Raw genomic sequence first — 22,121 nt, 5'->3', positions numbered from 1 at the left:
TTGTTGGCGTTGCCGCGCCGTGTCACTCGCCTGTGGACAACTGAGGGGGATTGGCCATGTGTTGCCCCCTTTTTTCCGTTCCGACGGTTGTCAGTCCACCGGATCGATTTCCCGCAACAGACCCGTCGTCACATCGAAGACGAACCCGCGGACGTCATCGGTGTGCGGCAGGAACGGCGAGGTCCGGACCCGCTGCATGGACTGGCGTACGTCCTGGTCGACGTCGCGGAACGACTCCACCGCCCAGGCGGGCCGCTGCCCGACCTCGTCCTCCAGCTCGTGCCGGAAGTCCTCGGTGAGCGATTCGAGACCGCAGCCGGTGTGGTGCACCAGCATGATGCTGCTGGTGCCGAGCGCGCGCTGGCTGATGGTGAGGGACCGGATCACATCGTCGGTGACCACGCCACCCGCGTTGCGGATCGTGTGGCAGTCGCCGAGTTCCAGACCGAGGGCGGCGTGCAGGTCGAGCCGGGCGTCCATGCAGGCCACCACGGCCACGTGGAGCACCGGGCGGGCGTCCATGCCGGGGTCGCTGAACGCGTCGGCATACGTGCGGTTCGCCTCGACCAGCCGGTCCGTCACCGTTCCTCCGCTGCGGACGGTCAGGTGCGGACGGGACGCGGGAGGCTCTGCGGGTATGTGCGCAGGAGTCGACATGTCTATGACGGTAGTCCCCGTTGATCGTTCAGTCTCGCCATGGGGGCGGAAAAAGACTGTCAACTCGGGCGCTTGTGAGCTAACCCACAGCCCCCGCTCCGTGTCACCCGTACGAGTGAAAAAAGTGCCCGGCGGCGCGCTGGAGGGTTGATTGACCCTACGGACGAGTGGACTAAAGTGGCGCGAAGTGGGAGGCGTGACGCACGGTCTCCCCCTTTGCACAATCCCAACCTCCGGGAAGCACGGCCTCCCGGACCATACGTTTACCGCGTGCCCGGCGCACGTACGGCTCGGCCTTCTCCCGCTCTCCGGTCGGCTGACGCCCCTTCCCCGGCGCCAGCCGTTCGTCCCCCCATTTTTCCCGGGGGAGCGGGGATCCGGCGCGTATGTGCGACGGTGCGCCGGATCCTTGAGAGGGCGGCTTTGAGCCAGCGACACGTCCCGGTGATGCTCCAGCGATGCTTGGACATGTTGGCCCCGGCCCTGACAGCGCCGGGGGCGGTCGTCGTCGACTGCACCCTCGGCCTCGGCGGCCACAGCGAGGCCCTGCTCACCCAGTTCCCCGAGGTGCGCCTGGTCGGCCTCGACCGGGACAAGGAGGCCCTGCGCCTGTCCGGTGAGCGGCTCGCCCCCTTCGGTGCGCGCGCCACCCTGGTGCACGCCGTCTACGACGAGCTCCCCGAGGTGCTGGAACGTCTCGGCACCCCCCGCGTCCAGGGCGTCCTGTTCGACCTCGGCGTCTCCTCCATGCAGCTGGACGAGGCCGACCGCGGCTTCGCCTACGCTCAGGACGCGCCGCTGGACATGCGCATGGACCAGTCGACCGGAATGAGCGCCGCCGAGGTGCTCAACACCTACCCGGCCGGTGAACTCGTGCGGATCCTGCGGGCGTACGGCGAGGAGAAGCAGGCCAAGCGGATCGTCTCGGCGATCGTCCGCGAGCGGGAGAAGGAGCCGTTCAGCAACAGCGCCCGGCTGGTCGAGCTGATCCGCGACTCGCTGCCGCAGGCCGCCAAGCGAACCGGCGGCAACCCCTCCAAGCGCACCTTCCAGGCGCTGCGCATCGAGGTCAACGGCGAACTCGCCAGCGTGGAGCGGGCCATCCCCGCGGCGGTCGCGGCCATCGCGGTGGGCGGCCGGGTCGCGGTGCTCTCCTACCAGTCCCTCGAAGACCGCATCGTCAAGCAGGTGTTCACGGCGGGCGCCGCCAACACCGCGCCGCCCGGGCTGCCGGTGGTGCCCGAGCGCTACCAGCCGCGGCTCAAGCTCCTCACCCGCGGTGCCGAACTCCCGACGGAGGAGGAGGTCGCCGAGAACCGGCGGGCGGCCCCCGCCCGGCTCCGGGGGGTCCAGCGGATCAGGGAGGACGTGTGAGCAAACCGGCCAGGCAGCTGCGCGGCACCGCCGCGCGGCTCGGCAGGCTGATGCCTTCACAGGGACCCAAGGGACCGAACAGCGCCGCCCGCACGCCGTTCGTACTCCTTGTCGTGACTCTCCTCGGCGGCGGTCTCATCACCCTGCTGGTGCTGAACTCGGCGCTCAACGCGGGCTCGTTCCAGCTCAGCGAGTACCGCAGGCAGACCACCCAACTCACCGACGAACAGCAGGCGCTCCAGCGGGACGTGGACGATCTGTCCGCCCCCGACGCGCTGGCCCGCCGGGCCGGGGACCTCGGCATGGTCCCCGGCGGCAGCCCGGTCTTCCTGGGCCCCGACGGCACCGTCAAGGGCGTCCCCGGCGCCGCCGGCGACCCCTCGCCCGCCGAGGCCGCCGAGCCGGTCCCGCTGCCGGCGGCGGGCGCCGCCGCCCAGCGGCCCAGACACCACACCCCGGCCACCCGGCCCCGGCAGCCCGCGAAGACCTCCCCGACCCCCGGCAGGTGACGCAGTGAGCCCCAAGGAACCCGTCCGCCGCCGGGTGCCCCGGCCCGCGCGGCCCAGGCCCCCGGCCCGCCGCCCCGCGGCCGCCAAGAAGCTCAAGCTGGGCAGCCACCGGCCCCGGCTGCGCCTGGTCAGCCTCGGGCTCACCCTGATCATGCTGGCCTTCGTCGTACGGCTGCTCCAGGTGCAGGCCGTGGACGCCAGCGCCTACGCCGCCAAGGCCGAAAGGAACCGGTACGCCAGCTACGCACTGCCCGCCGAGCGCGGCCGGATCACCGACCGGGCCGGGATCGCGCTCGCCACCAGCGTCGACGCGTACGACATCACCGCCGACCCCACCCTGTTCACCCCCGAGGCCACCAGGATCCCGGACGCCGCCGAGCAGGCGGCCGCGCTGCTCGCGCCGCTGATCGGCAAGGACCAGGCCGAGCTCACCAAGAAGCTCAAGACCCCCAGGACCCGCTATGTGGTCCTCGCCCGGCGGCAGACCCCGCAGGTCTGGAACCAGATCAAGGACCTGAAGAAGGTCTTCGCCGAGAAGGCGTCCGCCGACCGCGCCAAGGGCGGTCCCGGAGCCAATGTGCTGGCCGGGGTGCTGAACGAGTCCAGCACCAAGCGGGTCTACCCGAACGGCGACCTCGCCGCCGGGATACTGGGCTACGTCAACGCCGAGGGCAAGGGCGGCGGCGGCCTGGAATCGTCGCTGAACAAGGAGCTGGCCGGCACCGACGGCAAGATCACTTACGCTCAGTCCGGCGGCCGCCGGGTGCCCACCGCGGGCACCCATGAAACCCCGGCCGTGCCCGGCTCCGACGTCGAGCTGACCATCGACCGGGACATCCAGTGGATGGCCCAGAAGGCGATCTCCGACCAGGTCGCCGAGTCCAAGGCCGATCGCGGCTACGTCATAGTGCAGCGGTCCGACACCGGCGAGGTCCTGGCCATGGCGAACGCCCCCGGCTTCGACCCGAACAACCTCGCCCAGGCCAACTCGGCCGCCATGGGCAACGCGGCGCTCCAGGACGCCTTCGAACCCGGCTCCACCGCCAAGGTCATGTCCATGTCCGCGGTCCTGGAGGAAGGCGTGGCCACCCCCGAGACCCATGTGGTGGTGCCCAACCGGCTGCAGCGCGGCGACCGCCTCTTCAAGGACGACATCGACCACGCCACCTGGAGCCTGACCCTCAACGGCGTGCTCGCCAAGTCCAGCAACATCGGCACGATCCTCGCCGTCGAGCAGCTGGGCAAGACCGACGCCCAGGCCGACAGCGTCCTGTACTCGTACCTGAGGAAGTTCGGCATCGGCTCGCCGAGCGGTCTGGACTTCCCCGGCGAGACCCCGGGCATCCTCGCCCCCGCGAGCAAGTGGTCCACCTCGCAGCAGTACACGGTCAGATTCGGCCAGGGCCTCTCGCTCAACGCCATGCAGGCCGCCTCGGTGTACTCGACCATCGCCAACGGCGGCGTACGCGTCGAGCCGACCCTGGTGCGCGGCACCCGGGGTCCGGACGGCCGGTTCACCCCGGCGCCCGCGCCCAAGCAGACCCGGGTGGTCAGCGAGAAGACCGCCAAGAGCGTCGCCCAGATGCTCGAATCGGTCGTCGGCGACGCCGAGGGCACCGGAACCAAGGCCGCCATCCCCGGCTACCGGGTCGCGGGCAAGACCGGCACCGCCAACCGCATCGACCCCAAGACCGGCACCTACCGGGGCTACACCGCGTCCTTCGCGGGCTTCGCCCCCGCCGACAACCCCAAGATCACCGTTTACTGCGCCATCCAGAACCCCACCAAGGGCAGCTACTTCGGCGGCCAGATCTGCGGACCCATCTACAAGCAGGTCATGGAGTTCGCCCTCAAGACCCTGCAGATCCCGCCGACCGGAGCCCAGCCTCCCAACCTGCCCGTCTCCTTCGGCGGCAACGACTGAATCCGGAAGCCTCAGTGACAACCATCACCCAGGGTCCTGGGAACCAGGACGGGACCCAGGACGCCTCGCCCCCCTCTTTTGGCGACCCGGCGGGTGCGCCCGGTACGCTCACCGCCGTGCCACACGCTGATCAGTACCGAACCGCCCCGAAGGACGCCCCCGCGAAACAGCCGGGAGCGCCCCGACCGGAACAGGCCCGTCCGACCCCGCTCAGCGAGCTGGCCGAGCGACTGGGGACGAGCGACCCCGGGCCGGGAGAGGTCACCGGCATCACGCACGACTCCCGGGCGGTACGCCCCGGAGACCTGTACGCCGCTCTGCCGGGCGCCCGGCTGCACGGCGCGGACTTCGCCGCCCAGGCCGCGAGTCTCGGCGCCGTCGCCGTCCTCACCGACCCGGCCGGCCGGGACCGCGCCGCCGCGACCGGACTGCCGGTCCTGGTCGCCGGTGACCCGCGCGGCCGGATGGGGGAGCTCGCCGCGGAGATCTACGGCCACCCCGGCGAGGGGCTGCTCCAGATCGGCATCACCGGCACCTCCGGCAAGACCACGACCGCCTACCTCGTGGAGGGCGGGCTGCGCGGCGCCGGGCACGCCACCGGTCTGATCGGCACGGTCGAGATGCGGATCGGCGACGAGCGGATCAAGTCCGAGCGCACCACCCCCGAAGCGACCGACCTCCAGGCGCTGTTCGCTGTCATGCGCGAGCGCGGAGTCGACTCGGTCGCCATGGAGGTCTCCAGCCACGCCCTGGTCCTCGGCCGGGTCGACGGCTGCGTCTTCGACGTCGCCGTCTTCAACAACCTCAGCCCGGAACACATGGAGTTCCACTCCGACATGGAGGACTACTTCCGGGCCAAGGCGCAGCTCTTCACCCCGCAGCGGGCCAGGCGCGGAGTCGTGAACTACGACGACGAGTACGGCCGCAGGCTGGTGAAGGAGGCGGGCATCGAGGTCACCACCTTCTCCGCCGAGGGCCACCCGGACGCCGACTGGCGGGCCGAGGACGTGCGGGTGCGCCAGGACAGCAGCACCTTCACCGTCGTCGGGCCCAAGGGCGAGCGGGTCTCGGCCACCGCCCCGCTGCCCGGCCCCTTCAACGTGGCGAACACCCTCGCCGCCGTCGTCACGCTGGCCACCGCCGGCCTGGACCCGCAGACCGCCGCCGACGGAGTGGCCGCCGTACCCGGCGTGCCCGGCCGCCTGGAGCGCGTGGACGCGGGCCAGCCCTACCTCGCCGTCGTCGACTACGCCCACAAGACGGACGCCGTCGAATCGGTCCTGCGCTCGCTGCGCAAGGTCACCGAGGGCAAGCTGCACATCGTGCTCGGCTGCGGCGGCGACCGCGACCAGACCAAGCGGGCCCCGATGGGCGCCGCCGCCGCCCGGCTCGCCGACACCGTCGTACTGACCTCCGACAACCCCCGCTCCGAGGACCCCCTCGCGATCCTCGCCGTGATGCTGGCGGGCGCCGCCGAGGTGCCCGCGCACGAGCGCGGCGACGTGCTGGTCGAGGCCGACCGGGCCGCCGCCATCGCGGCGGCGGTGGCCCGCGCCCAGCCGGGCGACACCGTCCTCGTCGCGGGCAAGGGCCACGAACAGGGCCAGGACGTCAACGGAGTGGTACGCCCCTTCGACGACCGCCTGGTGCTTCGCGCCGCCATCCAGAAAAGTCAGGGATGAAGTAGTGATCGCCCTCTCCCTCGCCGAGATCGCCGAAATCGTCGGCGGGCAGCCGCACGACATACCGGATCCGTCCGTCCGCGTCACCGGACCCGTCGTCATCGACTCCCGTCAGGTGGCGGCCGGTTCGCTGTTCGTGGCCTTCGCCGGTGAACACGTCGACGGCCACGACTACGCGCAGCGCGCCTTCGAGGCGGGCGCGGCGGCGGTCCTGGCGGCCCGCCCGGTCGGCGTGCCCGCGATCGTCGTGGACGACGTGCAGAGTGCGCTCGGCGCGCTCGCCCGCGATGCCGTACGCCGTCTCGGCACCCAAGTCGTCGCCCTCACCGGCTCGTCCGGCAAGACGTCCACCAAGGACCTGATCGCGCAGGTGCTCCAGCGCCACGCGCCGACGGTCTTCACGCCGGGCTCCCTCAACAACGAGATCGGTCTGCCGCTCACCGCGCTCACCGCCACCGAGGAGACCAGGCACCTGGTCCTGGAGATGGGCGCGCGCGGCGTCGGCCACATCCGCTACCTCACCGGTCTGACCCCGCCCCGGATCGGCCTCGTGCTCAATGTGGGGACCGCCCACATCGGAGAGTTCGGCGGCCGGGACCAGATCGCCCTGGCCAAGGGCGAGTTGGTGGAGGTGCTGCCGGAGCACGGCTGCGCCGTCCTGAACGCGGACGACCCCCTCGTACGGGCCATGGCCGCCCGCACCAAGGCGCGCGTGCTGCTCTTCGGCGAGGCCGAGGACGCCGACGTACGCGCCGAGAATGTCCGGCTCACAGCGTCCGGACAGCCCTCCTTCAGGCTTCACACACCCTCCGGGTGCAGCGATGTGACGTTGCGCCTGTACGGTGAGCACCACGTGTCGAACGCGCTCGCCGCGGCCGCCGTCGCCCATGAGCTGGGCATGTCCGCAGACGAGATCGCCCGCGCGCTCTCCGAGGCGGGCACCCTCTCCCGTTGGCGTATGGAGGTCACCGAGCGTCCGGACGGTGTGACGGTCGTCAACGACGCCTACAACGCGAACCCCGAATCCATGCGAGCCGCTCTTCGCGCGCTCGCGGCCATGGGCAAGGGGCGCCGTACGTGGGCGGTGCTCGGTCCGATGGCCGAGCTCGGCGACGAGTCGCTCGCCGAGCACGACGCGGTCGGACGGCTCGCCGTCCGGCTCAACGTCAGCAAGCTCGTGGCAGTCGGGGACCGGGAAGCGTCCTGGCTGCAACTGGGCGCATATAACGAGGGTTCGTGGGGTGAGGAGTCGGTGCACGTGTCCGACGCACAGGCGGCCGTCGACCTGCTGCGCAGTGAACTGCGCCCGGGAGACGTCGTGCTGGTGAAGGCATCCAGGTCGATCGGCCTGGAGCGGGTGGCACTGGCGCTGCTCGAGACCGCCGTCGAGGGTGAGGTCACCGCCCGATGAGGCAGATCCTCTTCGCGGGAGCCATCGGTCTCTTCCTGACCCTGGTCGGAACCCCGCTGCTGATCAAGCTGCTCGCCCGCAAGGGCTACGGCCAGTTCATCCGCGACGACGGCCCGCGCGGCCACGCCGGGAAGAAGGGCACACCCACCATGGGTGGCATCGCCTTCATCCTGGCCACGCTGATCGCGTACGCGCTGACCAAGGTGATCACCAGCGAGTCCCCGACCTTCTCGGGTCTGCTCGTGCTCTTCCTGACCGCCGGCATGGGCATGGTCGGCTTCCTCGACGACTACATCAAGATCGTCAAGCAGCGTTCGCTGGGCCTGCGGGCCAAGGCGAAGATGGCCGGACAGCTGATCGTCGGCATCGCCTTCGCGGTGCTCGCCCTCCAGTTCGCCGACGCCCGCGGAAACACCCCGGCCTCCACCAAGCTGTCGTTCATCAACGACTTCGGCTGGTCGGTCGGCCCGGTCATCTTCGTGGTCTGGGCGCTGTTCATGATCCTCGCGATGTCGAACGGCGTGAACCTGACGGACGGTCTGGACGGCCTGGCCACCGGCGCGTCCGTGATGGTCTTCGGCGCGTACACCTTCATCGGTCTGTGGCAGTTCCAGGAGTCCTGCGCCAACGCGCAGACCCTCACCAACCCCAACGCCTGCTTCGAGGTGCGCGATCCGCTCGACCTCGCGGTCGTCGCCTCCGCCCTGATGGGCTCCTGCTTCGGCTTCCTGTGGTGGAACACCTCGCCCGCCAAGATCTTCATGGGCGACACCGGTTCACTGGCCCTCGGCGGCGCGCTCGCGGGTCTGGCGATCTGCTCCCGTACGGAGTTCCTGATCGCCCTGCTCGGCGGCCTGTTCGTACTGATCACGATGTCCGTGGTCATCCAGGTCGGTTCGTTCAAGATGACCGGCAAGCGGGTGTTCCGGATGGCGCCGCTCCAGCACCATTTCGAACTCAAGGGGTGGTCCGAAGTCCTTGTCGTGGTGCGGTTCTGGATCATCCAGGGCATGTGCGTGATCGTGGGTCTCGGTCTCTTCTACGCGGGATGGGCAGCGGACAAGTGAGCACCACCTGGCAGGGCAAGCGCGTGACGGTGGCCGGTCTCGGTGTCTCCGGGATGCCGGTGGCCCGGGTCCTCAAGGGGCTCGGCGCCGTCGTCACGGCCGTCAACGACGGCGCCGACGAGCGCTCCCGCGCCCAGGCCGCGGAGCTTGAGGCGCAGGGCATCACCGTGCGCCTCGGGGACGGGGACACCCTGCCGGAAGGCACCGAACTGGTCGTCACCGCGCCCGGCTGGCGGCCCGACAAGCCGCTGTTCGCGGCGGCCGCCGAGGCGGGCGTCCCCGTCTGGGGCGATGTCGAACTGGCCTGGCGGCTGCGAGACCTGGACGGCCGCACGCCCGCGCCCTGGCTCGCGGTCACCGGCACCAACGGCAAGACCACCACCACCCGGATGCTCGCCTCGATCCTCGGCGCGGCGGGCCTGCGCACCGCCGCCGTCGGCAACATCGGCGTCTCGCTGCTCGACGTGGTCCTCGGCGAGGAGCAGTACGACGTGCTCGCGGTCGAGCTCTCCAGCTACCAGCTGCACTGGGCGCCCTCGTTGCGCGCCCACTCCGCGGCCGTGCTCAACCTGGCCCCGGACCACCTCGACTGGCACGGTTCCATGGCGGCGTACGTCGCCGACAAGGGCCGCGTCTACGAGGGCAACACGGTCGCCTGCGTCTACAACGCCGAGGACAAGGCGACCGAGGACCTGGTGCGCGAGGCCGATGTGGCGGAGGGCTGCCGCGCGATCGGCTTCACCCTCGCCGCCCCCGGCCCCTCCCAACTCGGCGTGGTCGACGGCATCCTGGTCGACCGGGCCTTCGTGCAGAACCGGCAGAAGAACGCCCAGGAGCTCGCCGAGGTCGCCGACGTCAACCCGCCGGCCCCGCACAACATCGCGAACGCCCTGGCCGCCGCCGCCCTGGCCCGTGCCTTCGGCGTCGAGCCCAAGGCGGTACGGGACGGACTGCGGGCGTTCCGCCCCGACGAGCACCGCATCGAGCACATCGCCGACGTCGCCCAGGTCGCCTACATCGACGACTCCAAGGCCACCAACACCCATGCCGCCGAGGCCTCCTTGGCGGCGTACGACCCGATCGTCTGGATCGCCGGGGGACTCGCCAAGGGCGCCTCCTTCGACGAGCTCGTCCAGAAGTCGGCGAAGCGGCTGCGCGGGGTCGTCCTGATCGGCGCCGAGCGCCACCTGATCGCCGAAGCCCTGGCGCGACACGCCCCCGAGGTCCCGGTGGTGGACCTCGACCGGACCGACACTGGGGCGATGTCGGCGGCGGTCCGCGAGGCGGCAGGGCTCGCCGAGCCGGGGGACACCGTACTGATGGCCCCGGCCTGCGCCTCGTTCGACATGTTCGCGAACTACAACAAGCGCGGCGAGGCCTTCGCGGAAGCGGTCCGCGAACTCGCCGCCGGGCGCGCCTAGCCGGACCACCCGTTCCACGGACCGGCGGCGCCGGGCACGACTGGAGGGGACAGCACACATGGCGGCCGATGTTCTTGGCGGCTCCGGCGCGGCCGGGCGCGGCGCGCGCGGGGTGCCCGCACTCGCCGGTCTCGTCCTGCGCAGCCGTACCGCCCCATCCGTGCGCGGCCCGGCCGTCCGCCGCCGCGGTACGGGCACGCCCCGGCCGCGCGGACCGCGCGGCCCCCGGCGGCTCCTGGAACAGGCCAGGAGGGCCTGGGACCGGCCGCTGACGGCGTACTACCTGATCCTCGGCAGCGCCCTGCTCATCACCGTGCTCGGGCTTGTGATGGTGTACTCGGCCTCGATGATCAAGGCCCTGGAACTGTCGCTGCCGGGCTCGTACTTCTTCCGCAAGCAGTTCCTCGCCGCCGCCATCGGAGCGGGGCTGATGATCGCCGCGGCCAGGATGCCCGCCAAGCTGCACCGGGCGCTGGCCTACCCGATACTGGCCGGCACCGTCTTCCTGCTGGTCCTGGTGCAGGTCCCCGGGATAGGGAAGTCCGTCAACGGCAACCAGAACTGGATCTACCTGGGCGGCCCCTTCCAGCTCCAGCCCAGCGAGTTCGCCAAGCTGGCACTGCTCCTGTGGGGCGCCGACCTGCTGGCCCGCAAACAGGACAAGCGGCTGCTCACCGAGTGGAAGCACATGCTGGTGCCGCTGGTGCCGGTCGCCTTCCTGCTGCTCGGGCTGATCATGCTCGGCGGCGACATGGGCACCACGATCATCCTGACCGCGATCCTCTTCGGCCTGCTCTGGCTGGCCGGCGCCCCCACCCGGCTCTTCGCGGGCGTCCTGGGCATCGCGGGCACGCTCGCCGCCCTCTTCATCAAGATCAGCCCGCACCGGATGGGCCGGCTGAACTGCATCGGGGCCACCGACCCGGGGCCGCAGGACCAGTGCTGGCAGGCGGTGCACGGAATCTACGCGCTGGCCTCCGGCGGATGGTTCGGATCCGGCCTCGGTGCAAGTGTGGAGAAATGGGGCCAACTCCCCGAGCCGCACACCGACTTCATCTTCGCCATCACCGGCGAGGAACTGGGTCTGGCGGGGACGCTGTCGGTGGTCGCCCTCTTCGCGGCTCTAGGCTATGCGGGTATCCGCGTGGCCGGACGCACGGAGGACCCCTTCGTGAGGTACGCCGCGGGAGGTGTGACCACCTGGATCGTGGCCCAGGCCGTGATCAACATCGGTGCGGTGCTCGGCCTGCTGCCGATCGCCGGTGTCCCGCTCCCGCTGTTCTCCTACGGTGGGTCCGCCCTGCTGCCGACCATGTTCGCCGTGGGGCTGCTCGTCGCGTTCGCGCGGGACGACCCCGCGGCGCGGGCGGCGCTGGCCATGCGGCAGCCTCGGGTGAGTTGGAAGTCGATGAGACGGCGCGTCAAGAAGCGTCCGTCCGGAGAGCGGTGAATTTCGGTGCATGTCGTACTCGCCGGTGGGGGGACCGCCGGCCACATCGAGCCCGCGCTCGCCCTCGCGGATGCCCTGCGCAGGCAGGACCCCACCGTGGGGATCACGGCACTCGGTACGGAGAAGGGCCTGGAGACCCGGCTCGTCCCCGAGCGCGGCTATGAGCTCGCGCTCATCCCGGCCGTCCCGCTGCCACGCAAACCCACCCCCGAACTGATCACCGTCCCCGGGCGGCTGCGCGGCACCATCAAGGCCGCCGAGCAGATCCTGGAGCGCACCAAGGCCGACTGCGTGGTCGGCTTCGGCGGCTATGTGGCGCTGCCCGGCTACCTTGCCGCCAAGCGGCGCGGGGTGCCGATCGTGGTCCACGAGGCCAACGCCCGTCCGGGCCTCGCCAACAAGATCGGCTCGCGGTACGCGGCCGGGGTGGCCGTCGCCACCCCCGACAGCAAGCTGCGCAACTCCCGCTACATCGGCATCCCGCTGCGCTACTCGATCGCGACCCTGGACCGCGCCCGGGTCCGCCCCGAGGCGCGCGCCGCGTTCGGGCTCGACCCCAACCTGCCGACGCTGCTGGTCTCCGGCGGCTCGCAGGGCGCCCGCCGCCTCAACGAGGTGATCCAGCAGATCGCCCCGGTGCTCCAGCGTTCCGGCATCCAGATCCTGCACGCGGTCGGCCCGAAGAACGAAATGCCGCGTGTCGAGCACATGCCCGGAATGCCGCCGTATGTCCCGGTACCGTACGTGGACCGGATGGATCTCGCGTACGCCGCGGCCGACATGATGCTCTGCCGCGCGGGCGCGATGACCGTCGCCGAACTCTCCGCCGTCGGACTGCCCGCCGCCTACGTACCGCTGCCGATCGGCAACGGCGAACAGCGGCTGAACGCCCAGCCGGTGGTCAAGGCCGGCGGCGGACTGCTCGTCGACGACGCCGAACTCACTCCCGAGTGGGTGCAGGGCAACGTCCTTCCGGTGCTCGCCGATCCGCACCGGCTGTACGAGATGTCGCGCTCCGCCGCCGAGTTCGGGCGGCGCGACGCCGACCAACTCCTCGTGCAGATGGTGTACGAGGCCATCGCAGGACGCTGATCAACTGACGGAAGGCAAGGACCGTGGCCGGACAGGCGACCGCCCAGCGCGGTGGCGGACGGATCAAGAAGTCCGCGAAGTCCGGCCGGTCCGGGCCCCGTCCCCGGCGCGGCGGCCGCCTCCGGCTGCCCCGCCGCCGCGGTCCACTGCTCGTTCTCATCGGCGTCGTCCTGCTCGGCGCGGGCCTCATCTGGGTGCTGTACGGCTCCACCTGGCTGCGCGTCGAGCACGTGAAGACCACCGGGACACAGGTTCTGACGCCCGGTGAGGTCGAGGCGGCCGCCGCGGTGCCGATCGGGTCGCCGCTGATTTCCGTCGATACGGGGGCGATTGAGGCGCGATTGCGCCAGAAACTGCCGCGCATCGGCACTGTCGAGGTCGTACGTTCATGGCCGCACGGGATCGGTCTGAAAGTGACCGAACGCAAGCCCGCACTGCTCATGAAGAATGGTGCGAAGTTCGACGAAGTGGACGCGAAGGGTGTGCGTTTCGCCACGGTCCAACAGCCCGCGAGGGGCATCCCGCTGCTCGAATTGACGGTGTCCCAGTCCCCGAGTCTGCGCCGCTTCGGCACCGACCGGCTGGTCCTGGAAGCGGTGCGGGTGGCGGGCGAACTCCCGCCCGCCGTCGCCGAGGAGACGAGTTCCGTCAAGATTTCCTCGTACGACTCCGTCACGCTGGAGTTGACCGGCGGTCGCAGCGTGGTGTGGGGAAGCGACGAGGAGGGTGAGCTGAAGGGACGTACCCTCAGTGCACTGATGAAAGCCCGGCCGAAGTCGACCCGCTTCGATGTGAGTGCGCCCACTGCCCCTGCGGTATCGGGTAGTTGACGGACATATGCGCTGGCCAGCACCCTGGTTGGTCAGCGACATGGGTGATCACATAGGGTGAAAAGAAAAACGGGAGGTTCGGCGTGTTCGTTGAACGTGCGCCACTTGTCGACTTAGTGTCCTGTTCGGAAGAGTCCAGCGAACAGACACACTGGTAACCCTAAACTTCAACGTTAGGGTTCGGGTCGGCGATACGGACCGTCCCAATCGGCATTCGTCGTCACCTTGCGGCAACCGCGAAGTGACGACCCGTAACTCGAGGCGAGAGGCCTTCGACGTGGCAGCACCGCAGAACTACCTCGCAGTCATCAAGGTCATCGGTGTCGGCGGCGGTGGTGTCAATGCCATCAACCGAATGATCGAGGTCGGTCTCAAGGGCGTCGAGTTCATCGCGATCAACACTGACGCACAAGCACTGTTGATGAGCGACGCCGACGTCAAGCTCGACGTCGGCCGTGAACTCACCCGCGGCCTCGGGGCCGGAGCCAACCCGGCAGTCGGCCGCAAGGCGGCAGAGGACCACCGCGAGGAGATCGAGGAGGTCCTCAAGGGGGCCGACATGGTCTTCGTCACCGCCGGCGAAGGCGGCGGCACCGGCACCGGCGGCGCCCCCGTCGTCGCCAACATCGCGCGCTCGCTGGGCGCCCTGACGATCGGCGTGGTCACCCGCCCGTTCACCTTCGAGGGTCGGCGCCGCGCGAACCAGGCGGAGGACGGCATCGCCGAGCTCCGCGAAGAGGTCGACACCCTCATCGTCATCCCCAACGACCGGCTGCTGTCCATCTCGGACCGCCAGGTCAGCGTGCTCGACGCGTTCAAGTCGGCCGACCAGGTGCTGCTCTCCGGCGTCCAGGGCATCACCGACCTCATCACCACCCCGGGCCTGATCAACCTGGACTTCGCCGACGTCAAGTCGGTCATGTCCGAGGCCGGTTCGGCGCTCATGGGCATCGGCTCGGCCCGCGGCGACGACCGCGCGGTGGCCGCCGCCGAGATGGCGATCTCCTCGCCGCTCCTGGAGGCGTCCATCGACGGCGCGCGCGGTGTGCTGCTCTCCATCTCCGGCGGCTCGGACCTCGGTCTCTTCGAGATCAACGAGGCGGCCCAACTGGTCAGCGAGGCCGCCCACCCCGAGGCCAACATCATCTTCGGCGCGGTCATCGACGACGCGCTCGGCGACGAGGTGCGCGTCACGGTCATCGCGGCCGGCTTCGACGGCGGACAGCCGCCGGCCCGCCGGGACACCGTGCTCGGCGGCAACACCAACAAGCGCGACGAGCCCGCCCCCTCGCGTCCGACCGAGACGTCCCGCCCGCTCGGCGGACTCGGCACGGTCGGCATCCGCGAGGAGCCGCCGGCCCCGATGCCGGTCGAGCCCGCCCCGGTCAACGAGGCCCCGGCCCCCTCGTCCATCCCGACGGCCCGTCCCTACTCGGACAGCCAGGCGGAAGAGCTGGACGTCCCGGACTTCCTCAAGTGACCGAAGTGACGTTTCGAAGCGGTCTCTTGAAGTGATACGAGAGCAGGGCACTGTGAGCGGCGCGCACTTCGCTTTCACCGACCGGTGGGGCGGGGTGAGCGCCGTTCCGTACGAGCAGCTCAATCTCGGCGGTGCGGTCGGCGACGACCCCGCCTCGGTACGCGCCAACCGCGGGCTCGCCGCCAAGGCGCTCGGGCTCGACCCGGCGCGGGTGGTCTGGATGAACCAGGTGCACGGACGCGAGGTCGCCGTGGTCGACGGACCCTGGGGTCCGGACGGCGCGGCCGCCGTGGACGCGGTGGTGACGGCGCGTCGGGGCACCGCCCTCGCCGTGCTCACCGCGGACTGCACCCCGGTCCTGCTGGCCGACCCGGTGGCGGGGGTCGCGGCCGCCGCCCACGCGGGGCGGCCCGGAATGGTCGCGGGCGTCGTGCCCGCCGCGGTCTCCGCGATGGTCTCGCTCGGCGCCGACCCGGCCAGGATCCTCGCCCGTACCGGACCCGCCGTCTGCGGGCGCTGCTACGAAGTGCCCGAGCGGATGCGGGCCGAGGTCGCCGAGGTCGAGCCCGCTGCCTGGTCCGAGACCAGTTGGGGCACGCCCGCGGTGGACGTCACCGCCGGGGTGCACGCACAGCTCACCGCGCTCGGCGTCACGGACCTGGCGGCCTCGCCGGTCTGCACGCTCGAATCGAGCGACCACTTCTCGTACCGCCGCGACCGCACCACTGGGCGGCTCGCCGGATATGTCTGGCTGGACTGACGACTGATGACGGATCGCAAGAGCGAACTCGCCGCAAACCTGGCACAGGTGGAGGAACGTATCGCTTCCGCCTGTGCGGCGGCCGGGCGCAAGCGGGCGGAAGTGACCCTCATCGTGGTCACCAAGACCTACCCGGCGAGCGATGTGCGGCTGCTGCACGAACTGGGCGTACGCCATGTCGCGGAGAACCGGGACCAGGACGCCGCCCCCAAGGCGGCGGCCTGTGCGGACCTCGATCTGAGCTGGCACTTCGTGGGCCAATTGCAGACGAACAAGGTTCGTTCTGTGGCCAGTTATGCCGATATGGTGCAGTCGATCGACCGACCGAAGCTCGTCGCCTCGCTCTCCGCCGCGGCGGTCGGGGCGGAGCGGGAGCTGGGCTGCCTCATCCAGGTCGCCCTTGACGCGGAGTCCGGCGCCCGGGGCGAGCGCGGCGGCGTCGCGCCGGACGGAATCGGCGAGTTGGCGGCACTGGTCGCCGAGGCGCCCGGGCTCCGGCTCGACGGCCTGATGACCGTGGCGCCGCTCGCGGGCGAGTACGCGGGCCGCCAACGGGCCGCCTTCGAGCGGCTGCTGGAATTCTCATCCCGCCTGCGCGCGGACCATCCGGCTGCGAACATGGTGTCAGCAGGGATGAGTGCGGACCTCGAAGAGGCCGTGGCGGCCGGAGCGACACATGTACGCGTCGGAACGGCGGTACTCGGAGTCCGACCCCGGCTCGGGTAACGTCGCGAAGCAAGTCGGACCACAGCAGAAAATATGGTCATTCCCACTCTTCGGTGGGAGGACCGCGTGGATCGTGGGCCCTTGGTGACGCTGCCACTTGGCGACAGGAGCGATCCACGACAGAGCGGAGGAATCTGAGCATGGCCGGCGCGATGCGCAAGATGGCGGTCTACCTCGGCCTCGTGGAGGACGATGGGTACGACGGCCGGGGGTTCGACCCCGACGACGATTTCGAACCCGAGCCCGAACCGGAGCGCGACCGTCGGCGGCATCAGCCTCCGCACCAGTCCTCGCTCCAGGAGGAACGGGACGAACCGGTACGAGTAACTCAGCCTCCGGCCCCGAGAGAACCGGTTCAGCTACCGGTAGAAATCGGACGTCCGGCACGAATCGCCCCCGTGGCGTCCATCACACCTGAACGTCCGAACCTGGAGAAGAACGCACCGGTGATCATGCCCAAGGTCGTGTCCGAGCGGGAGCCGTACCGCATCACCACGCTGCACCCGCGGACCTACAACGAGGCCCGTACCATCGGGGAACACTTCCGCGAGGGCACTCCGGTGATCATGAATCTCACGGAGATGGACGACACGGACGCGAAGCGACTTGTCGACTTTGCCGCCGGCCTCGTCTTCGGGCTGCATGGCAGCATTGAGCGGGTGACGCAGAAGGTGTTCCTGCTGTCTCCTGCTAACGTCGATGTCACGGCGGAGGACAAGGCCCGCATCGCAGAGGGCGGTTTCTTCAACCAGAGCTGAGACACGACACCGGGAACAATCCGGCCAGTACCAGGCCGGGGGCTTTGAAGCAAGGGGAGAGGGAAGCGCGAGATGGGCGTAGCACAACAGGTGGTCTACATCGCGCTGATGTGCTTCCTCATCGTGCTGATCTTCCGGCTCGTCATGGACTACGTCTTCCAGTTCGCCCGTTCATGGGAACCCGGTAAGGCGATGGTGGTCATTCTTGAGGCCACCTACACTGTCACCGATCCACCGCTCAAGCTTCTGCGGCGGTTCATTCCGCCGCTGCGTCTCGGGGGCGTGGCACTCGACCTGTCCTTCTTCGTTCTGATGATTATCGTTTCCGTCCTGATCAGCATCGTGGTCAGGCTGTGAACGATACGGTCCTGCCGACTGCCGACGACTACGTAGAGGTGAAGAAGAGATGCCGCTGACCCCCGAGGACGTGCGGAACAAGCAGTTCACGACCGTCCGCCTCCGAGAAGGCTATGACGAGGACGAGGTCGATGCCTTCCTCGACGAGGTCGAGTCCGAGCTGACGCGACTGCTCCGCGAGAACGAGGACCTGCGCGCCAAGCTGGCTGCCGCCACCCGCGCCGCCGCGCAGAACCAGCAGCAGGGCATGCGCAAGCCGGAGCCGCAGGACGGCCGAGGTCCGGGTGCTCCCGTACCCGCCGCCATATCCGGTCCGCCGCAGGTCCAGCAGCAGCCGCAGATGGGTCCGCCCCAGCTGCCCAGCGGTGCGCCGCAGCTGCCCGCGGGACCTGGCGGCCACGGCCCGCAGGGCCAGCACGGTCCGGGCCAGATGGGCCAGGGTCCCATGGGTCAGGGCCCCATGGGCCAGGGTCCGATGGGTCAGGGTCCGATGGGCCAGAACCAGCTGGGTCAGGGCCCCATGGGCCAGAACCAGCTCGGCCAGGGCCCCATGGGCCAGCAGATGGGCGGCCCCATGGGCCACGGTCCGCAGATGGGACAGCCGGCCCAGGCGCCCGGTGGCGACAGCGCCGCCCGGGTGCTCTCGCTCGCCCAGCAGACCGCCGACCAGGCGATCGCGGAGGCCCGTTCCGAGGCCAACAAGATCGTCGGCGAGGCTCGTTCGCGTGCCGAGGGTCTTGAGCGCGACGCCCGCTCCAAGGCGGACGCCCTGGAGCGGGACGCGCAGGAGAAGCACCGCGTCGCGATGGGCTCGCTGGAGTCCGCCCGCGCCACGCTGGAGCGCAAGGTCGAGGACCTGCGCGGCTTCGAGCGCGAGTACCGTACGCGGCTGAAGTCCTACCTGGAGTCCCAGCTGCGCCAGCTGGAGACCCAGGCGGACGACTCGCTCGCGCCGCCGCGCACCCCGGCGACGGCCTCGCTGCCGCCGGCCCCGCAGATGAGCGGGTCCATGGCGTCGGCCGGTGCCGGTGCGATGGGGCACCCGATGGGTGGCAACCCGTCGATGGGCGGCCAGCCGTCCATGCCGAGCGCGCCGTCCTACGGTGGCCAGCAGCAGATGTCGCCGGCGATGACCCAGCCGATGGCTCCGGTGCGGCCGCAGGGGCCGTCGCCGATGCAGCAGGCTCCGTCGCCGATGCGGGGCTTCCTGATCGACGAGGACGACAACTGACGGGCTCTGCGCGCGTGACACGCGCGTAGCCGTCGGCAGGCTGCAAGGGCCGGGCCCCTGGTTTCCCAGGGGCCCGGCCCTTTTGCCGTGCGCGGCCGCAGACGGGTGCCTCCGACGAGGAATCCCCCACCCCGCCCCTTCGGGAAGGGGTGGGGGGGAAAGCGGCTGGGGCCGGTGTTATGCCTTGCGGAGGCGGAACGTCAGGGACAGGGGCTCGTCCGTGAACGGGGTGCCGTAGGCGGCATCCGCCTCGCCGGACGCGTAGTCCGTCGCCAGGACCTCGTCCGCGATCAGCTCCGCGTGGGCCGTCAGCGCCGAGGACACCTCCGGATCCGTGGACTGCCAGCGCACCGCGATCCGGTCCGCGACGTCCAGGCCGCTGTTCTTGCGCGCCTCCTGGATCAGCCGGATCGCGTCACGGGCCAGGCCCGCAAGACGCAGCTCGGGCGTGATCTCCAGGTCGAGGGCGACCGTCGCACCGGAGTCCGAGGCGACCGACCAGCCCTCGCGCGGCGTCTCGGTGATGATGACCTCGTCGGGGGCCAGCGTCACCGTCTCGCCGTTGACCTCCACCGAGGCCTCGCCCGTGTCGCGCAGGGATGCCGAAAGCGCCGCCGCGTCGGCGGCCGCCACCGCCTTCGCCACATCCTGCACGCCCTTGCCGAAACGCTTGCCCAGCGCACGGAAGTTGGCCTTCGCCGTCGTGTCGACCAGCGAGCCGCCGACCTCGGAGAGGGAGGCCAGCGAGCTGACGTTCAGCTCCTCCGTGATCTGCGCGTGCAGCTCGGGCGAGAGCGACTCGAAGCCCGCCACCGCCACCAGCGCGCGGGACAGCGGCTGCCTCGTCTTCACGCCCGACTCGGCCCGCGTCGCCCGGCCCAGCTCCACCAGGCGACGTACCAGCGTCATCTGGGAGGAGAGCGTCGGGTCGATCGCCGCCTGGTCCGCCGTCGGCCAGGACGACAGGTGGACCGACTCCGGGGCGTCCGGGGTCACCGGCACGATCATGTCCTGCCAGACGCGCTCGGCGATGAACGGCGTCAGCGGGGCCATCAGCCGGGTGACCGTCTCCACCACGTCGTGCAGGGTGCGCAGCGCCGCCTTGTCGCCCTGCCAGAAGCGGCGGCGCGAGCGGCGTACGTACCAGTTGGAGAGGTCGTCGACGAAGGCGGAGAGCGCCTTGCCCGCCTTCTGGGTGTCGTACGACTCCAGGGCCGAAGTGACCTGGTCCACCAGGGAGTTGAGCTCGCTCAGCAGCCAGCGGTCCAGGACCGTGCGGTCGGCCGGGGCCGGGTCCGCCGCGCTCGGCGCCCAGCCGGAGGTCCGCGCGTACAGGGCCTGGAAGGCGACCGTGTTCCAGTAGGTGAGGAGGGTCTTGCGCACGACCTCCTGGATGGTGCCGTGGCCCACCCGGCGGGCCGCCCACGGGGAGCCGCCGGCCGCCATGAACCAGCGCACCGCGTCCGCGCCGTGCTGGTCCATCAGCGCGATCGGCTCCAGGGTGTTGCCCAGGTGCTTGGACATCTTGCGGCCGTCCTCGGCCAGGATGTGGCCGAGGCAGACGACGTTCTCGTACGACGACTTGTCGAAGACGAGCGTCCCGACCGCCATCAGCGTGTAGAACCAGCCTCGCGTCTGGTCGATGGCCTCGCTGATGAACTGCGCGGGGTAGCGGGACTCGAAGAGTTCCTTGTTCTGCTGCGGGTAGCCCCACTGCGCGAACGGCATCGAACCCGAGTCGTACCAGGCGTCGATGACCTCGGGCACCCGGACCGCTTCGAGGGAGCAGCCCTCGGCGGTGCACGTGAACGTCACGTCGTCGATGTACGGGCGGTGCGGGTCCAGGGCGGACTGGTCGGTGCCGGACAGCTCGCTCAGCTCGGCGCGCGAGCCCACGCACGTGAGGTGGTTCTCCTCGCAGCGCCAGATGGGCAGCGGGGTGCCCCAGTAGCGGTTGCGGGACAGCGCCCAGTCGATGTTGTTGTTCAGCCAGTCGCCGAAGCGGCCCTGCTTGACCGACTCCGGGAACCAGTTGGTCTTCTCGTTCTCCCGCAGCATCGCGTCCTTGACGGCGGTGGTGCGGATGTACCAGGACGGCTGCGCGTAGTAGAGCAGCGCGGTGTGGCAGCGCCAGCAGTGCGGGTAGCTGTGCTCGTACGGGACGTGGCGGAACAGCAGCCCGCGCTCGCGCAGGTCCTCGGTGAGCTTCTCGTCGGCCTTCTTGAAGAAGACGCCGCCGACGAGCGGGACGTCCTCCTCGAAGGTGCCGTCGGGGCGGACCGGGTTCACGACCGGCAGTCCGTAGGCCCGGCAGACCAGGAGGTCGTCGGCGCCGAAGGCGGGGGACTGGTGGACCAGACCCGTACCGTCCTCGGTCGTGACGTACTCCGCGTTCACCACGTAGTGGGCGGGCGCGGGGAACTCCACCAAGTCGAACGGGCGCTGGTAGGTCCAGCGCTCCATCTCGGCGCCGGTGAAGCTCTGGCCGGTGGGCTCCCAGCCCTCGCCGAGCGCCTTCTCCAGGAGCGGCTGGGCGACGACCAGCTTCTCCTCGCCGTTGGTGGCGACGACGTAGGTGACCTCCGGGTGGGCCGCGACCGCCGTGTTGGACACCAGGGTCCACGGGGTCGTGGTCCACACCAGGAGGGCCGCCTCGCCCGCGAGCGGGCCGCCGGTCAGCGGGAAGCGGACGAAGACCGACGGGTCGACGACCGTCTCGTAGCCCTGCGCCAGCTCGTGGTCCGAGAGGCCGGTGCCGCAGCGCGGGCACCAGGGGGCGACGCGGTGGTCCTGGACCAGCAGGCCCTTGTTGAAGATCTCCTTCAGCGACCACCACACGGACTCGACGTACTGCGGGTCCATGGTGCGGTAGGCGTCGTCCAGGTCGACCCAGTAGCCCATCCGGGTGGTGAGCTCGGCGAAGGCGTCGGTGTGGCGGGTCACGGACTCGCGGCACTTGGCGTTGAACTCGGCGATGCCGTACGCCTCGATGTCCTTCTTGCCGTTGAAGCCGAGCTCCTTCTCGACCGCCAGCTCGACGGGCAGGCCGTGGCAGTCCCAGCCGGCCTTGCGGGCCACGTGGTAGCCCCGCATCGTGCGGAAGCGGGGGAAGACGTCCTTGAAGACGCGGGCCTCGATGTGGTGGGCGCCCGGCATGCCGTTGGCGGTGGGCGGGCCCTCGTAGAAGACCCACTCGGGGCGGCCCTCGGACTGTTCGAGGCTCTTGGCGAAGACCTTGGACTGCTCCCAGAATTCGAGCACGGCGTGCTCAAGAGCGGGCAGGTCGACCTGGGCGGGCACCTGGCGGTACTGCGACATCCGTTCATCCTCCGGCGGATCGTCGTGCGGTTCCGTCGGAGGGACGAGAGGCCGCCCTCGTGGGGCGCTCCCGC

18 protein-coding genes are annotated in these 22,121 nt (G+C 70.4%); 16 read left to right on the top strand and 2 right to left on the bottom strand.

The window, feature by feature from the left end; genetic code table 11:
* Positions 1-90 precede the first annotated feature (90 nt).
* A complete protein-coding gene (locus tag ACIBK6_RS08145; protein WP_399049806.1) occupies positions 91-657 on the bottom strand; it encodes a beta-class carbonic anhydrase in 567 nt (188 codons plus the stop codon).
* A 423-nt stretch (positions 658-1,080) separates the two neighbouring features.
* On the opposite strand from ACIBK6_RS08145, the gene rsmH reads away from it, so the two are divergent.
* The 16 genes from rsmH (at position 1,081) to ACIBK6_RS08065 (ending at position 18,729) form a co-directional block, all read left to right on the top strand.
* Positions 1,081-2,031: a 16S rRNA (cytosine(1402)-N(4))-methyltransferase RsmH gene (rsmH, locus tag ACIBK6_RS08140; RefSeq protein ID WP_399049804.1), complete on the top strand. Its 951-nt coding sequence runs from the start codon at positions 1,081-1,083 to the stop codon at positions 2,029-2,031.
* Entirely contained in the window at positions 2,028-2,540 is a 513-nt protein-coding gene (locus ACIBK6_RS08135) for a cell division protein FtsL (RefSeq protein WP_399049802.1), read from the top strand. The genes rsmH and ACIBK6_RS08135 overlap by 4 nt, the downstream gene beginning before the upstream one ends.
* 4 nt (positions 2,541-2,544) lie before the next feature.
* On the top strand, positions 2,545-4,464 hold the full coding sequence (locus ACIBK6_RS08130) for a peptidoglycan D,D-transpeptidase FtsI family protein (RefSeq protein ID WP_399049800.1): 1,920 nt from the start codon (positions 2,545-2,547) through the stop codon (positions 4,462-4,464).
* A gap of 14 nt (positions 4,465-4,478) precedes the next feature.
* Positions 4,479-6,146, top strand: a complete 1,668-nt coding sequence (locus ACIBK6_RS08125; protein ID WP_399049798.1) for a UDP-N-acetylmuramoyl-L-alanyl-D-glutamate--2,6-diaminopimelate ligase — start codon at positions 4,479-4,481, stop codon at positions 6,144-6,146.
* A 4-nt stretch (positions 6,147-6,150) separates the two neighbouring features.
* The gene (murF, locus tag ACIBK6_RS08120; protein WP_399049796.1) at positions 6,151-7,557 is read left to right on the top strand and encodes a UDP-N-acetylmuramoyl-tripeptide--D-alanyl-D-alanine ligase; all 1,407 of its coding nucleotides are present in this window, start codon (positions 6,151-6,153) and stop codon (positions 7,555-7,557) included.
* A complete protein-coding gene (gene mraY / locus ACIBK6_RS08115) occupies positions 7,554-8,624 on the top strand; it encodes a phospho-N-acetylmuramoyl-pentapeptide-transferase (protein WP_399049794.1) in 1,071 nt (356 codons plus the stop codon). The genes murF and mraY overlap by 4 nt, the downstream gene beginning before the upstream one ends.
* A complete protein-coding gene (gene murD, locus ACIBK6_RS08110; RefSeq protein WP_399049793.1) occupies positions 8,606-10,045 on the top strand; it encodes a UDP-N-acetylmuramoyl-L-alanine--D-glutamate ligase in 1,440 nt (479 codons plus the stop codon). The genes mraY and murD overlap by 19 nt, the downstream gene beginning before the upstream one ends.
* 58 nt (positions 10,046-10,103) lie before the next feature.
* Positions 10,104-11,495 carry a putative lipid II flippase FtsW gene (gene ftsW, locus ACIBK6_RS08105; RefSeq protein WP_399049791.1) on the top strand — a complete coding sequence of 464 codons (1,392 nt, stop codon included), beginning with the start codon at positions 10,104-10,106 and terminating at the stop codon, positions 11,493-11,495.
* 6 nt (positions 11,496-11,501) lie between these two features.
* The gene (gene murG, locus ACIBK6_RS08100) at positions 11,502-12,587 is read left to right on the top strand and encodes an undecaprenyldiphospho-muramoylpentapeptide beta-N-acetylglucosaminyltransferase (protein ID WP_399049789.1); all 1,086 of its coding nucleotides are present in this window, start codon (positions 11,502-11,504) and stop codon (positions 12,585-12,587) included.
* A gap of 23 nt (positions 12,588-12,610) precedes the next feature.
* Positions 12,611-13,417 (top strand): cell division protein FtsQ/DivIB, encoded by an 807-nt coding sequence (locus ACIBK6_RS08095; protein WP_399049788.1) that lies wholly within the window; start codon positions 12,611-12,613, stop codon positions 13,415-13,417.
* Positions 13,418-13,694: 277 nt separating this feature from the next.
* Positions 13,695-14,897, top strand: coding sequence for a cell division protein FtsZ (ftsZ, locus tag ACIBK6_RS08090; RefSeq protein ID WP_399049787.1), 1,203 nt, complete (start codon positions 13,695-13,697; stop codon positions 14,895-14,897).
* Between the two features lie 52 nt (positions 14,898-14,949).
* Positions 14,950-15,657 carry a peptidoglycan editing factor PgeF gene (gene pgeF, locus ACIBK6_RS08085; protein ID WP_399049786.1) on the top strand — a complete coding sequence of 236 codons (708 nt, stop codon included), beginning with the start codon at positions 14,950-14,952 and terminating at the stop codon, positions 15,655-15,657.
* Positions 15,658-15,663: 6 nt separating this feature from the next.
* On the top strand, positions 15,664-16,383 hold the full coding sequence (locus ACIBK6_RS08080; protein ID WP_399049784.1) for a YggS family pyridoxal phosphate-dependent enzyme: 720 nt from the start codon (positions 15,664-15,666) through the stop codon (positions 16,381-16,383).
* Positions 16,384-16,523: 140 nt separating this feature from the next.
* Entirely contained in the window at positions 16,524-17,141 is a 618-nt protein-coding gene (locus tag ACIBK6_RS08075; RefSeq protein WP_399049783.1) for a cell division protein SepF, read from the top strand.
* A 72-nt stretch (positions 17,142-17,213) separates the two neighbouring features.
* A complete protein-coding gene (locus tag ACIBK6_RS08070; protein WP_399049781.1) occupies positions 17,214-17,498 on the top strand; it encodes a YggT family protein in 285 nt (94 codons plus the stop codon).
* A 49-nt stretch (positions 17,499-17,547) separates the two neighbouring features.
* Positions 17,548-18,729, top strand: a complete 1,182-nt coding sequence (locus ACIBK6_RS08065; RefSeq protein WP_399049780.1) for a DivIVA domain-containing protein — start codon at positions 17,548-17,550, stop codon at positions 18,727-18,729.
* Positions 18,730-18,906: 177 nt separating this feature from the next.
* On the opposite strand, the gene ileS is transcribed toward ACIBK6_RS08065, so the two are convergent.
* On the bottom strand, positions 18,907-22,047 hold the full coding sequence (ileS, locus tag ACIBK6_RS08060) for an isoleucine--tRNA ligase (protein WP_399049778.1): 3,141 nt from the start codon (positions 22,045-22,047) through the stop codon (positions 18,907-18,909).
* Positions 22,048-22,121 lie beyond the last annotated feature (74 nt).

Origin of the sequence: Streptomyces sp. NPDC050485 (genome assembly GCF_044458185.1) — a bacterium.
In the GTDB taxonomy this organism is placed as follows: domain Bacteria; phylum Actinomycetota; class Actinomycetes; order Streptomycetales; family Streptomycetaceae; genus Streptomyces.
This window is presented reverse-complemented; position numbering and strand designations above follow the sequence as displayed.

Coding starts and splice junctions, on each gene's coding strand:
- ACIBK6_RS08145 (WP_399049806.1), bottom strand. CDS start 657: ATGTCGACTCCTGCGCACATACCCGCAGAGCCTCCCGCGTCCCGTCCG.
- mraY (WP_399049794.1), top strand. CDS start 7,554: ATGAGGCAGATCCTCTTCGCGGGAGCCATCGGTCTCTTCCTGACCCTG.
- murD (WP_399049793.1), top strand. CDS start 8,606: ATGGGCAGCGGACAAGTGAGCACCACCTGGCAGGGCAAGCGCGTGACG.
- ftsW (WP_399049791.1), top strand. CDS start 10,104: ATGGCGGCCGATGTTCTTGGCGGCTCCGGCGCGGCCGGGCGCGGCGCG.
- ACIBK6_RS08080 (WP_399049784.1), top strand. CDS start 15,664: ATGACGGATCGCAAGAGCGAACTCGCCGCAAACCTGGCACAGGTGGAG.
- ACIBK6_RS08075 (WP_399049783.1), top strand. CDS start 16,524: ATGGCCGGCGCGATGCGCAAGATGGCGGTCTACCTCGGCCTCGTGGAG.
- ACIBK6_RS08070 (WP_399049781.1), top strand. CDS start 17,214: ATGGGCGTAGCACAACAGGTGGTCTACATCGCGCTGATGTGCTTCCTC.
- ACIBK6_RS08065 (WP_399049780.1), top strand. CDS start 17,548: ATGCCGCTGACCCCCGAGGACGTGCGGAACAAGCAGTTCACGACCGTC.
- ileS (WP_399049778.1), bottom strand. CDS start 22,047: ATGTCGCAGTACCGCCAGGTGCCCGCCCAGGTCGACCTGCCCGCTCTT.